Source organism: Streptomyces sp. NPDC048338 (genome assembly GCF_043201055.1).
GTDB lineage: Bacteria > Actinomycetota > Actinomycetes > Streptomycetales > Streptomycetaceae > Streptomyces.
This window is the reverse complement of sequence record NZ_JBICYQ010000009.1, coordinates 150,566-163,257: the sequence shown is the minus strand read 5'-3', so window position 1 is coordinate 163,257 and position 12,692 is coordinate 150,566. Positions and strand designations below refer to the sequence as shown.

Genomic DNA, 12,692 nt, shown 5'->3' with positions numbered 1-12,692 from the left:
GTGATTCAGGCCTCCGTGCTTTCCGTGCTGATGAAGACGTTCTTGGTCTCGGTGAAGGCGGTCAGGGCGTCGGGACCGAGCTCCCGGCCGAGGCCGGACTGCTTGTAGCCGCCGAACGGGGTCCAGTAGCGGACGCTGGAGTGCGAGTTGACGGAGAGGTTGCCGGCGCGGACGGCGCGGGAGACCCGGACGGCGCGTCCGACGTCACGGGTCCAGATCGAGCCGGACAGCCCGTACTCGGTGGCGTTGGCGAGCCGGACCGCGTCGGCCTCGTCGTCGAAGGGCAGGACGACCGCGACGGGGCCGAACACCTCCTCGACGGCGCACGGCGCGTCCTCGGCGACCTCGGTGAGGACGGTCGGCGGGAACCAGAAGCCGGGGCCCTCGGGCGCCTTGCCGCGGATGCCGGGGAGCGACTCGGGGACGTAGGCCCGGACGCGTTCCAGCTGCGCACGGGAGATGAGGGGGCCCATCTGGGTGCGCTCGTCGGACGGGTCGCCGACGACGATCTCCTCGACCGCCGGGGTGAGCAGCTCCAGGAAGCGGTCGTACACGGACCGCTGGACGAGGATGCGGGTGCGGGCGCAGCAGTCCTGGCCGCTGTTGTCGAGGAAGGACATCGGGGCGGCGGCCGCCGCCGCCTCGATGTCGGCGTCGGCGAAGACGAGGTTGGGGCTCTTGCCGCCGAGTTCGAGGGTCAGGCGCTTCACCTGGTCGGCGCACTTCGCCATGATGCTCTTCCCCACCCGGGTCGAGCCGGTGAAGACGATCTTGGCGATGCCCGGGTGCTCGACGAGCGCGTTGCCGGTGACGGCCCCCTCGCCGGGCAGGACCTGGAGCAGTCCGTCCGGCAGTCCGGCGTCCCGGGCGAGTTCGGCCAGGCGCAGGGCGGTGAGCGGGGTGGTCTCCGCCGGCTTGAGGATCACGGCGTTGCCCGCCGCGAGCGCCGGGGCGAGGGCCCAGGCGGCGATCGGCATCGGGAAGTTCCAGGGTGCGATGACCCCGACGACGCCCAGGGGTTCGAGGATCGTGATGTCGAGGCCGCCGGCCACCGGGATCTGCCGGCCGCTGAGCCGTTCCACTCCCCCGGCGGCGAAGTCGAGCAGGTCGCGGACGTTGCCGGCCTCCCAGCGGGCGTTGCCGATCGTGTGGCCGGCCTCGCGGACCTCCAGCCTGGCCAGCTCCTCGACGTGGTCGTCGACGACCGCGGCGAAGCGGCGCAGGAGGCGGGCCCGGTCGGCGGGTGCGGCGGCGGCCCAGCCGCGCTGGGCGGTGGTGGCCCGGGCGACGGCGGCGTCGACGTCGGCGGGGGTGGCGGCGGGGACGGTCGCGACGACCTCTTCGGTCGCCGGATTGAGTACCTGGAGCAACTCTTTCCTCACATGCGTTCGAAGGAGCGGCGCAGCTCCCAGTCGGTCACCGCGGCGTCGTAGGCCTCGACTTCGACGCGGGCCATGTTGCGGTAGTGGGCGACGACCTCGTCGCCGAAGGCGGCCTTGGCGATCGGGCTGGTCTCCCAGAGCTCGGCGGCCTCGCGCAGGGTGGTGGGGACATGGGCGTACTCGGCCGTGTAGGCGTTGCCGTCGCAGGCCGGGGGAAGTTCGAGGCGCTGCTCGATGCCGTACAGGCCGGCGGCGACGAGGCCGGCGACGGCGAGGTGCGGGTTGACGTCTCCGCCGGGCAGGCGGTTCTCGAAGCGCATCGAGCGGCCGTGGCCGACGACGCGCAGGGAACAGGTGCGGTTGTCGACGCCCCACGCGACGGCGGTGGGGGCGAAGGAACCGGGCTGGAAACGCTTGTACGAGTTGATGTGGGGGGCGTAGAGAAGGGAGAAGTCGCGCAGGGCGGCGAGCTGGCCGGCGAGGAAGTGCCGCATGACCTCCGACATCCCGCCCGGTCCGGCTCCGGCCATCACGTTGCGGCCGGGCTCGTCGACGGACTGGAGGGAGAGGTGGATGTGGCAGGAGTTACCCTCGCGCTCGTTGTACTTCGCCATGAAGGTGAGCGAGACGCCCTCCTGGGCGGCGATCTCCTTGGCCCCGGTCTTGTAGACGGCGTGCTGGTCGCAGGTGACGAGGGCCTCGTCGTACTTGAACGCGATCTCGTGCTGGCCGGGGTTGCACTCGCCCTTGGCCGACTCCACGGTGAGCCCGGCGCCGGCCATCTCGTTGCGGATGCGGCGCAGCAGCGGTTCCACGCGGCCGGTGCCGAGGACGGAGTAGTCGATGTTGTACTGGTTGACGGGGGTCAGGTTCCGGTAGTTCGCGTCCCAGGCCTGCTCGTAGGTGTCCTTGAAGACGATGAACTCCAGCTCCGTGCCGACGTGGGCGGTGTAGCCCTGTTCGGCGAGCCGTTCCAGCTGGCGGCGCAGGATCTGGCGGGGCGCGGCGACGACGGGCGATCCGTCGTTCCAGGCGAGGTCGGCCATGAGCATCGCCGTACCCTCGTTCCAGGGGACGCGGCGCAGGGTGGAGAGGTCGGGGTGCATGGCGAAGTCGCCGTAGCCGCGGTCCCAGGACGACATCTCATAGCCGTCGACCGTGTTCATCTCGGCGTCGACGGCCAGGAGGTAGTTGCATCCCTCGGTGCCGTGGCCGAGGACGTCGTCCAGGAAGAACGGGGCGGCGAACCGCTTGCCCTGGAGCCGGCCCTGCATGTCGGGGAAGGCCAGGACGACGGTGTCGATCTCACCGCTCGCGACGAGGGTGCGTAGCTCCTCGACGGAGAGCGGGGCTTTGCGGTCTGCCACGGGATTACTCCTCCTTCGGTCAGCCGGGAGCCATAAGGTATTGCCGAAGACCATTGCTTGGGAAGGGGAAACCGCAACGTGGCGAAGATCGGTGGCGAGACGGATGCCTGGGCGGACCTGCCGAACCCGCCGGACCGCCTGACGCCGGTGCTGAGGCCGGTGCGGGCGGGCAACGGTTTCGAGGAGGCCCTGGAGCAGATCCTCCAGGTGGTGCGGCTCGGTCTCGTGCCGGGCGGGGAGCGGCTGCCCGCGGAGCGGGAGCTCGCCGAGCGGATGGGGATCAGCCGGGTGACCCTGCGCGAGGTCCTGAAGGTGCTCCAGGAGCAGGGGCTCGTGGAGAGCCGGCGGGGCCGCTACGGCGGAACGTTCGTGCTGCACCGCCCGCAGACCGCCGACGAGGCCGAGCTGCGCCGCCGGATCGCCTCCGTCGACATGGAGGACGCGCTGCGCTTCCGCGAGGTGCTGGAGGTGGGAGCGGCCGGCCTGTGCGCGGCGCACGGGCTGACCGACGAGGGGGTGACCCGGCTGCGCACGGCTCTCGCGGCGACGCACGACGCCCCGCTGACCGACTACCGGCGCCAGGACACGCTGCTGCACCTCACGCTCGCCGAGCTGTCGGGCTCCCCGACGCTGACCGCGCAGTACGCGGCGGTCCGGGCGACGGTGAACGACCTGCTGGACTGCATCCCGCTGCTCGTACGCAACCTGGAGCACTCGCAGCACCAGCACACCGCCCTGGTGGAGGCCGTGCTCGACGGCGACGCGGACGCGGCGCGCGAGGTGATGCGGGAGCACTGCGGTGGCACGGCGGCACTGCTGCGCGGCTTCCTGACCTGACCGGCCCCGCGGCGCGTCCCGGCGCGGCCGGTCCGGGGCCGGGACGCGCGGACACGACCGCGCGCCGGGGCTCTCCCCCGCCTCCGCGTCCGCGTAACCCGAAAGTAACGCAAGGGGGTTGCGTTCCAGCCGACCCGGCGCAAAGGTATGGGACCAATCCATTGGGCCCGACGCGGGAGCTGACGCTGCCATGACGCTCGAAGACACGACCGGGAACAGCACGGGAAGCACCGCACCACCGCAGGACGACTATCTGGAGCGCCGGGCCCTGCGGCGCGGCAGCGCCGGCTGGCTGCTGCTCACCGGGCTCGGCGTCGCGTACGTCGTCTCCGGCGACTTCTCCGGCTGGAACATCGGCCTGTCCAAGGCCGGCTTCGGCGGCCTGGCCGTCGCCACCGTGCTGATGGGCGCGATGTACGCGTGCCTCGTCTTCGCGCTGGCCGAGCTCTCCGCCATCCTGCCCACCGCGGGCGGAGGCTACGGCTTCGCCCGCCGGGCGCTCGGCACCTGGGGCGGCTTCCTCACCGGCACCGCGATCCTGATCGAGTACATCCTGGCTCCCGCCGCGATCTCCATCTTCATCGGCGACTACGTCGAGTCGCTCGGGCTGTTCGGGCTGGAGTCGGGCTGGCCGGTCTACCTGGCGTGCTTCGTGGTCTTCATCGGCATCCACCTGTGGGGTGTCGGCGAGGCGCTGCGCTTCAGCCTGGTCGTCACCGCGATCGCCGTCGCGGCGCTCGTGATCTTCGCGCTCGGCGCCCTCACCGACTTCCACGTCGACGGGCTGAACGACATCCCGGTCGACGGCGAGGCGTTCGGCGCCAACTCCTGGCTGCCGTTCGGGCTGCTCGGCATCTGGGCGGCGTTCCCCTTCGGCATGTGGTTTTTCCTCGGCGTCGAAGGCGTGCCGCTCGCCGCGGAGGAGGCCAAGGACCCGGTCCGCTCGATGCCGAGGGCACTGGCCCTCTCGATGGGCGTCCTGGCGCTGCTGGCCGTGGTGACCTTCTTCGCCGCGACCGGGGCGCGCGGCGCCGCGGCGATCCAGGAGGCCGGCAACCCGCTGGTGGTGGCCCTGCAGGGCGACGGGGAGCCGACCGCGCTCAGCCGGTTCGTGAACTACGCCGGGCTCGCCGGCCTGGTGGCCTCCTTCTTCTCCCTGATCTACGCCGGGTCCCGGCAGCTCTTCGCCCTGTCCCGGGCCGGCTACCTCCCCCGCTTCCTCTCGCTGACGAGCCGGCGCAAGTCCCCCTACCTGGGACTGCTCATCCCCGGCGCCATCGGCTTCGCCCTCGCCGCCGGCACCGGCGACGGCGCGCGGATGCTGAACATCGCCGTGTTCGGCGCCACCATCTCGTACGCGCTGATGGCGCTCTCCCACATCGTGCTGCGCCGGCGGGAGCCGGAGCTGCCCCGGCCGTACCGGACGCCCGGCGGTGTCGTGACCTCGTCCGTCGCCTTCGTGCTCGCGCTGGCGGCGCTGGTGGCGACCTTCCTGGTCGACAAGGACGCGGCGTTCATCGCACTCGGGGTCTACGTGATCGCCCTCGCGTACTTCGCGTTCTACAGTCGACATCATCTGGTGGCCAAGGCGCCGGAGGAGGAGTTCGCCGCGCTGGCGGCGGCCGAGGCCGAACTCGAACGCGACTGACGCGCCCGCTCCGACCCCCGACGCTCTCTCCCCTGGAGGAACTCCCGTGACCAAGCCGCTCATCGGCGTGACGACCTACCTCGACCGGGCCCGCTGGGGGGTGTGGGACATGGCCGCCGCGCTGCTGCCGGCCCCGTACCCGCGGCTCGTCCAGGCGAGCGGCGGCCTCGCGGCGATGCTCCCGCCGGGCGACCCGGCCACGGCGGCGGAGGTGGTGGCCAGGCTGGACGGCCTGGTGGTCGCGGGAGGCGCGGACGTCGAGCCGGTACGGTACGGGGCCGCGCCCGACCCCCGTACCGGCCCGCCAGCCCGGGCCCGGGACGCGTGGGAGCTGGCACTGATCGAGGCGGCGCTGGCCTCGGGAACCCCTCTGCTCGGCATCTGCCGCGGCATGCAGCTGCTGAACGTGGCCCTCGGCGGGACCCTGATCCAGCACCTCGACGGCCATGTGGAGGCCGTCGGTGTGATCGGCCGCCACGCGGTGAAGCCGGTCCCGGGCACGCTCTACGCCTCCCTGACGCCGGAGCTCGCCGAGGTGCCGACCTACCACCACCAGGCGGTCGACCGGCTGGGCCGCGGTCTGGTCGCGTCGGCGTACGCCGAGGACGGCACGGTGGAGGCGGTGGAACTGGGTCAGCCCGGACAGGACCTGGCCGGGCCGGCCTGGGCGCTGGGCGTCCAGTGGCACCCGGAGATGGGCGAGGACCTGCGGGTGATGGAGGGACTGGTGCGCGCGGCCGGCGCCGCCCGCCGCTGAGGTCCCGCTCCGGGGCCGGGCCGTGGCAGGGCGCCGCGGGCCCGGCGCGAACGTGTGCCGGCTCAGCCGCGGGCCCGGCGCGAACGTGTGCCGGCTCAGCCGCGGGTCAGGGAGAGCAGCTCGCGGGCCGGACCGGTGGGGCGGTGCCCGGCGGGCCAGACCGCCCGCAGGTCGCGCCGCAGTTCCACTCCCGCGACCGGCACCTCGACCAGGCGACGGGAGGCCAGTTCCTCCGCGACGGCCAGCTCGCTCAGGACGGCGGGGCCCGCGGCGCTGACCGCCGCCGCCTTCACGGCCGTGGTGGAGGCCAGTTCGAGCAGCGGCTGGGCCAGACCGCCGTGGGCGGCGAGCGCGGCGTCGAGGACCTGGCGGGTGCCCGAGCCGCGTTCCCGCAGGATCAGCGGTGTGGCCGCCAGCTCGCCGGGGTCCAGCGGCGCGCGGCGCCGGGCCCACGGGTGCGACGGCGCGGTGACCACGGCGAGCCGGTCGCGGGCGACGACCGCGCCGTCCAGTCCCTCGGGGATCGCGAGACCCTCCACGAATCCCAGGTCCGCCTCGTCGCCGAGCAGCCGCGCGGCGACCGCCGCCGAGTTCCCCGCGAGCAGGGACACGGCCGTGTCGGGCCGCTGGCCGCGCAGCGCGATGAGCCAGCCGGGCAGCAGGTACTCGGCGATCGTCATGGACGCGGCCACCCTCAGCCGCGAGTCCCGCCGGCCCCGCAGGGCCTGCGCCCCCGCGTCGAAGGCCTCGGCCGCCTCCACGATCCTGCGGGCCCAGTCGGTCACCAGGGCCCCGGCGTCGGTCAGCCGTGAACCGCGCGGCGAGCGGTCCACCAGCGCCACGCCGAGCTGCCGCTCCATGGACCGGATCCGGCTGCTCGCGGCGGGCTGCGTGATCCCCACCTCGCGGGCGGCGCGGCCCAGACTCCCGTGCCGGGCGACGGCCAGCAGCAGTTCGAGCGCGCCGAGGTCCGGGACCCGGTGGGAGAGGGGTGCTGCGGACACGGAGGACGGCTCACTGCTCATAAAGCCAGCTTATGACGTCATAGCCACAAGATCCCTGGTGGGTCACCGGAATCCGGACGACGGTGGGGGCATGGCAACCCTCGCAGCATCCCGCCCGGTACCCCGTGCCACCACCCCCGGCGCGCGGTCGGCCTCGGTCCGACACCTCGGACCCCAGTGGTACGCCCCGGTGATGGGCACCGCCATCGTCGCCACCGCGGGAGCCGCGCTCCCGGTGGACGTCCCCGGTCTGCGGACCGCCTGCACGGCCGTCTGGGCGCTCTCCCTGGCGATGCTCCTGGCCCTGCTGACCGCCCGCGCCCTGCACTGGGCCCACCACCGCGACCAGGCCCGCGCGCACCTGCTGGACCCGGCCGTCGCGCCGTTCTACGGCTGCCTGTCGATGGCTCTGCTCGCGGTCGGCGGCGGCACGCTGCTGGTCGGACGGGACTGGATCGGGCTGCCCGCCGCCGTGGCGATCGACGCCGTCCTGTTCACGGCGGGTACGGCGATCGGCCTGGCGGCCGCCGTGGCGATCCCGTACCTCATGGTCGTGCACCACCGGATCGAGAGCGCGGCCCCGGTCTGGCTCCTGCCGGTGGTGGCGCCCATGGTCTCGGCGGCACTCGGACCGCTGCTGCTGCCGCACCTGCCCGCCGGGCAGGCCCAGCAGTCGCTGCTGATCGCCTGCTACGCCATGTTCGGCCTGAGCCTGCTCGCCACCCTCGTCATGCTTCCGCTGGTCTTCGGCCGGCTCGTCACGGGCGGACCGCTGCCCCTGGCTCTCACTCCCACGCTGTTCCTGGTCCTCGGCCCGCTGGGCCAGTCGACCACCGCCGCGAACAAGTTCGCCGACGCGGCCCCCGGCGTCCTGCCCGAGCCGTACGCCCACGGCTTCGCGGCCTTCGCCGTCCTGTACGGCGTGCCGGTGACGGGTTTCGCACTGCTGTGGCTCGCGCTCGCCGGCGCGATGGTGGTGCGGGCGCGGCGCCAGGGCATGGGCTTCGCGATGACCTGGTGGGCCTTCACCTTCCCGGTCGGCACCTGCGTGACCGGCGCCGAGAGCCTGGCCGGGCACACCGGGCTGGCGGGGCTGCGGTGGCTCGCGGTCGGGCTGTACGCGTTCCTGGTCGCGGCCTGGCTGGTGGCCGCCCGTCACACGGTGCGCGGGCTGGTCAGCGGCGCGCTGCTCGCAGCGCCCGCCGCAGCTCGTCCGGAGCCTCGGCCAGCGACGGCCCGTACCAGGTGAGCAGACGCCCGTCCACGAGCGCGGCGGCGGTCCCGGGGAACGCCTCGGGACCGTCGTCGGCCGTGAAGCGGTAGGGCTCGTCGGGCAGGACGACGAGATCGGCGCCGAGGGAGACGAGTTCGTCGAGGGAGACGCGGGGGTAGCGCTCGGCGTGGTCCGCGTACAGGTGGCGGACGCCGAGCCGGGCGAGCAGGTCGCCGGCGAAGGTGTCGCGGCCGAGCACCATCCAGGGGCGCCGCCAGATCGGCACGATCGCGGTCACCGGCCGGCCGGCCGGTTCCACGGCGGCCCAGGCTTCCTCGGCACGGTCGAGCCAGTCGGGCCTCGACGGCACGCCGCACGCCCGCAGGACCCGGTCCAGCTCGCGGAACGCCTGGTCCAGCGTGCGCACCTCGGTCACCAGGACGTCGACACCGGCCGCGCGCAGGGCGGCCAGGTCGGGGGCGCGGTTCTCCTCCTCGTTGGCGATCACCAGGTCGGGTCGCAGGGCCGTGATCGCGGCGACGTCCGGGTTCTTGGTGCCCCCGATCCGGGCGGCGTCGAGGCCGGCCGGGTGGGTGCACCAGTCGGTGACCCCCACCAGCAGGCCGGGGGCGGTGACGGCGACGGCCTCGGTCAGCGACGGGACGAGCGAGACGACCCTCATGCGTCGCCGGCCACGATGTGCTCGGCGACCGCGACGACCAGGAGGCGGGTGCCCGGCTCGGTGGCGCGCCACCGGTGGCGTACGCCGCCGGAGAGGAACAGCGTGTCGCCGCGTTCGAGCCGGTAGGCGCGCCCCTCGGCCTCGACCTCGGCCGAGCCGTCGGCGACGTACAGCAACTCGTCGTTGCGGTGCACGAATTCACGGCCGGCGTCCCGCTCGCCCGTGAACTCCCGGGCGTGCAGCTGGTGCCGGCCGCGCACCAGGGGGCGTACGCCGGCGGGCCGGATCCCGGGCTCGTCCTCCAGCGCGTCGTCCAGGACCTCCTCGGCGCGTACGACGTCGACGGTGCGGGCGGACTCGGCGGACGCGAGCAGTTCGGCGGCCGTCGTCTCCAGCGCCTCCGCGACGAGCTGGAGCGACCGCATGCTGGGACGGGCCCGCTCGTTCTCGACCTGGCTGAGGAAGGGCACGGACAGGCCGCTGCGCGAGGCGACGACGGCCAGGGTGAGGTGGAGGGCTCTGCGGCGCCTCTTGACGGCCGCGCCCACGCGGAGTGATTCCTTGTCGTCCATGACCGCTCCTCCCCGTGTCGCGTGCGTCGGGCGTACTGATCGGTTACCTGAACCTTACGCAGCTTTGGGGCAGGGTTTCGCGTCGTGGCGAAAAGGGGCGGTCGCCGAACACATTCGGCGACCGCCCCTTCTCGGTGCGGAGTCGGATCGGAGGCGGACCGGAGCCGGCAACTCTCCGTCCGCGCCCCGTCACTGAGGCGTGAGCTTCTCCGCCAGGCCGGGGTTCTTCGCGAGCCAGCCGCGGACGGCCTCCTGCTCCTTGCCCTTGCCGCCCTGCTGGATGGCGGCCTCCAGGTCGGTGAGCTGCTTCTCGGTCATCCTGAAGTCCTTGAGCCAGGCGCCGACCTCGGGGTTGTCGGCGGCGAAGCCCTTGCGGGCCAGGGTGTGGACGCCGTCGCCCTTGCCCCAACTGCCCTTCGGGTCCTTCAGCTTCTTCAGGTCGTAGGCGGAGTACGCCCAGTGCGGCGACCACAGCGTGACGACGACCGGTTCCTTCTTGTCGTACGCGCGCTTCAACTCGGCCAGCATGCCCGGCGTGGAGCCGTCGACGACCTTGTACTCGCCCTTGAGGCCGTAGTCGTTCAGGACCTTGTCCTTGAGGATGCCCATCATGCCGGCGCTGGGCTCGATGCCGACGATGCGGCCCTTGAACTGTCCGGCCTTGCCCTTCAGGTCGTCGAGCGAGTCGACACCCTTCATGTAGGAGGGCACGGACAGTTCGAGCGAGGTCGGCCCGTACCAGGAGCCGAGGTCCTCGAGCTTGTTGCGGTACTTCTCCCAGTACTGCGCGTGGGTGACCGGGAGCCAGGAGTCGGTCTGGAAGTCGATCTGGCCGCCGGCGAGACCGGTGTAGAGGGCTCCGGCCTCCAGCTGCTGGGTCTCGACCTCGAAGCCGCGCCGCTCCAGGAGCTCCTTCCACAGGAAGGTGGAGGCGATGCCCTCGTCCCAGGGGATGTAGCCGAGGCTGACCTTCTTGCCCTGGCCGACGTTCTTGCCGCCGTCGGCGGTGGGACCCGACTGCTTGCCGGCACCGAGGAAGCCCATGCCGCCCGCGACGAGCGCCAGGACGACCACGCCGACCAGCGCGGTGACCGGCTGCGGACGGTGGCTCCAGATCTTCGCGCCGGCCCGGGCGGCGACCGCGGCGCGCGCCTTGGCGAGCGCCCGGCGGCCGAGCGGCGAGACCTGACGGCCCAGGGCGCCGGTGATCCGGTCCAGGTACATGGCGAGGATGACGATCGAGATGCCCGCCTCGAAGCCGAGGCCGATGTCGACGTTGCCGATGGCGCGGTAGACCGCGCCGCCGAGCCCGCCGCCGCCGACCATGCCGGCGATGACGACCATGGACAGGCCCAGCATGATGACCTGGTTGATGCCGGCCATGATCGTCGGCACGGCGAGCGGCAGCTGGACGCGCAGCAGCGTGGCCCGGGGGGTGGTGCCGAACGCCTCGGCCGCCTCGACGAGTTCGCCGTCGACCTGGCGGATGCCGAGCTCGGTCATGCGCACGCCCGGGGGCAGGGAGAAGACGATGGTGGCGATGATGCCGGGCACCACGCCGACGCCGAAGAAGATGATGCCGGGGATGAGGTAGACCATCGCCGGCATGGTCTGCATGAAGTCCAGCACGGGGCGCAGCACGGCGCTGACCGTCTTGGAGCGGGCCGCCCAGATGCCGAGCGGGACCGCGATCACCAGCGTGACCAGGGTCGCGACCAGGACGAGCGAGAGGGTCGACATGGCGTCGTCCCACAGCTCGATCGAGTCGACCAGCGCGAAGCCGACGAAGGCGAGCGCGCCCGCCGTGAGGCCGCGCAGCCACCAGGCGACGACGGCGAGGATGCCGGCGAAGAGGAGCGGCTCGGGCGCGGAGAGGACCGCGTCGATGCCGTCGTAGAGGCCGGTGACGACGGTGGTCACGGCGTCGAAGAGCCAGGAGAGCTGGGCCTGGAGCCAGTCGACGGCGCCGTCGACCCACTGGCCGAGGGGGATCCTAGGCATGGGCCGCCTCCTTCTCCGTGCCGGGGGCGTCGCAGGCGGCGGGGGGCCGCTGCTCGTCGCCGATGACGCCGATCAGCCGGGACTGCGGAACGACGCCGAGGAGTGTGCCGTCGGCGTCCTTCACGGCCACCGGGTGCGGGACCCGGGCGCTGACGGCGCAGAGGTCGGCGACGAGGGTGTCGGGGCCGACGGTCTCGCAGCCACAGGCGTCCGCGTCGCCGGGGTGGTCGGCGTCCGTCATGACGGCGGAGGCCGTGAGCACGCGGGTGCGGTCGACGTCCTGGATGAAGGAGGCGACGTAGTCGTCGGCGGGGCGGACGAGGATGTCCTCGGCGCTGCCGAGCTGGACGATCCGGCCGTCGCGCATGACCGCGATCCGGTCGCCGAGCCGCATGGCCTCGTTGAGGTCGTGGGTGATGAAGACGATGGTCTTCTTCAGCCGCTTCTGCAGCTCCAGGAGCTGGTCCTGCATGTCGCGGCGGATCAGCGGGTCGAGCGCGCTGAAGGACTCGTCCATGAGGAGCAGGTCGGCGTCGGTGGCGAGCGCGCGGGCCAGGCCCACGCGCTGCTGCATGCCGCCGGACAGCTCGTCGGGCCAGGACTTCTCCCAGCCGGCCAGACCGCACAGCTCCAGGGCCTCGGCGGCGCGGGCCTCGCGCTCGGCGCGCGGGACCCCCTGGACCTCCAGGCCGTAGGCGGCGTTCTCCAGGACGCTGCGGTGCGGGAAGAGCGCGAAGTGCTGGAAGACCATGCTGATCTTCGTGGACCGCACGGTGCGCAGGTCGCGGGGGCTCAGCGCGGTGAGGTCCCGGCCGTCGAACAGCACGCGGCCCGCGGTGGGCTCGAGGAGGCCGTTGAGCATGCGCAGGAGGGTGGACTTGCCGGATCCGGACAGACCCATCACGACGAAGATCTGGCCGGGGTCGACGACGAACGACGCGTCGATCACCGCGGCGGTCGTGCCCTCGGCACGCAGCTCGTCTCGGTCGGCGCCGTCGGCGAGCTTCCGGACGGCGTCGTCGGGTCGTCTGCCGAACACCTTGAACAGGTGGTCGGCCTGGAGCCTGGACACATACACCTCACGCGTTGGAACGAGAAACGGCCCGCCACCCCCGCAGCCGGGCCGTGGAGCGGGGCGGATTCGGCCCGCGTCTCCCCGCGCACGGCGATCCGTTCGTCGAATCGCGTACCGGGGTCCGCTCCGGGCTCGCGCCTGCCCTGGCCCCGGG

At 72.9% G+C, this 12,692-nt stretch carries 11 protein-coding genes; 4 read left to right on the top strand and 7 right to left on the bottom strand.

The window, feature by feature from the left end; genetic code table 11:
* Window positions 1–5 precede the first annotated feature (5 nt).
* Window positions 6–1,370 carry an aldehyde dehydrogenase family protein gene (locus ACGFZF_RS21825; protein WP_393556434.1) on the bottom strand — a complete coding sequence of 455 codons (1,365 nt, stop codon included), beginning with the start codon at window positions 1,368–1,370 and terminating at the stop codon, window positions 6–8.
* Between the two features lie 8 nt (window positions 1,371–1,378).
* Window positions 1,379–2,749, bottom strand: a complete 1,371-nt coding sequence (locus ACGFZF_RS21820) for a glutamine synthetase family protein (RefSeq protein ID WP_361313248.1) — start codon at window positions 2,747–2,749, stop codon at window positions 1,379–1,381.
* Window positions 2,750–2,827: 78 nt separating this feature from the next.
* On the opposite strand from ACGFZF_RS21820, the gene ACGFZF_RS21815 reads away from it, so the two are divergent.
* The 3 genes from ACGFZF_RS21815 to ACGFZF_RS21805 all read left to right on the top strand — a co-directional run bounded on the left by ACGFZF_RS21815 (window position 2,828) and on the right by ACGFZF_RS21805 (window position 5,991).
* A complete protein-coding gene (locus ACGFZF_RS21815) occupies window positions 2,828–3,586 on the top strand; it encodes a FadR/GntR family transcriptional regulator (protein ID WP_393556431.1) in 759 nt (252 codons plus the stop codon).
* Between the two features lie 190 nt (window positions 3,587–3,776).
* Window positions 3,777–5,234 carry an ethanolamine permease gene (gene eat, locus ACGFZF_RS21810; RefSeq protein ID WP_393556429.1) on the top strand — a complete coding sequence of 486 codons (1,458 nt, stop codon included), beginning with the start codon at window positions 3,777–3,779 and terminating at the stop codon, window positions 5,232–5,234.
* A gap of 46 nt (window positions 5,235–5,280) precedes the next feature.
* Window positions 5,281–5,991, top strand: a complete 711-nt coding sequence (locus ACGFZF_RS21805; protein WP_393556428.1) for a gamma-glutamyl-gamma-aminobutyrate hydrolase family protein — start codon at window positions 5,281–5,283, stop codon at window positions 5,989–5,991.
* A gap of 95 nt (window positions 5,992–6,086) precedes the next feature.
* Here ACGFZF_RS21805 and ACGFZF_RS21800 read toward each other — a convergent pair whose 3' ends face one another.
* Complete coding sequence (locus tag ACGFZF_RS21800) at window positions 6,087–7,016, bottom strand: LysR substrate-binding domain-containing protein (protein ID WP_393556426.1); 930 nt, start codon at window positions 7,014–7,016, stop codon at window positions 6,087–6,089.
* Window positions 7,017–7,086: 70 nt separating this feature from the next.
* Here ACGFZF_RS21800 and ACGFZF_RS21795 point away from each other — a divergent pair, with 70 nt between their 5' ends.
* Window positions 7,087–8,244 carry a TDT family transporter gene (locus tag ACGFZF_RS21795; protein WP_393556424.1) on the top strand — a complete coding sequence of 386 codons (1,158 nt, stop codon included), beginning with the start codon at window positions 7,087–7,089 and terminating at the stop codon, window positions 8,242–8,244.
* On the opposite strand, the gene ACGFZF_RS21790 is transcribed toward ACGFZF_RS21795, so the two are convergent.
* The 4 genes from ACGFZF_RS21790 to ACGFZF_RS21775 form a co-directional block, all read right to left on the bottom strand.
* Complete coding sequence (locus ACGFZF_RS21790; RefSeq protein WP_393556423.1) at window positions 8,171–8,890, bottom strand: helical backbone metal receptor; 720 nt, start codon at window positions 8,888–8,890, stop codon at window positions 8,171–8,173. The two genes, ACGFZF_RS21795 and ACGFZF_RS21790, sit on opposite strands and share 74 nt — an antisense overlap.
* On the bottom strand, window positions 8,887–9,462 hold the full coding sequence (locus tag ACGFZF_RS21785; protein ID WP_147977202.1) for a helix-turn-helix domain-containing protein: 576 nt from the start codon (window positions 9,460–9,462) through the stop codon (window positions 8,887–8,889). The genes ACGFZF_RS21790 and ACGFZF_RS21785 overlap by 4 nt, the downstream gene beginning before the upstream one ends.
* A 189-nt stretch (window positions 9,463–9,651) precedes the next feature.
* Window positions 9,652–11,463: an ABC transporter permease/substrate binding protein gene (locus ACGFZF_RS21780; RefSeq protein WP_393556420.1), complete on the bottom strand. Its 1,812-nt coding sequence runs from the start codon at window positions 11,461–11,463 to the stop codon at window positions 9,652–9,654.
* The gene (locus ACGFZF_RS21775) at window positions 11,456–12,535 is read right to left on the bottom strand and encodes a glycine betaine/L-proline ABC transporter ATP-binding protein (RefSeq protein ID WP_393556418.1); all 1,080 of its coding nucleotides are present in this window, start codon (window positions 12,533–12,535) and stop codon (window positions 11,456–11,458) included. The genes ACGFZF_RS21780 and ACGFZF_RS21775 overlap by 8 nt, the downstream gene beginning before the upstream one ends.
* Window positions 12,536–12,692: the final 157 nt, after the last annotated feature.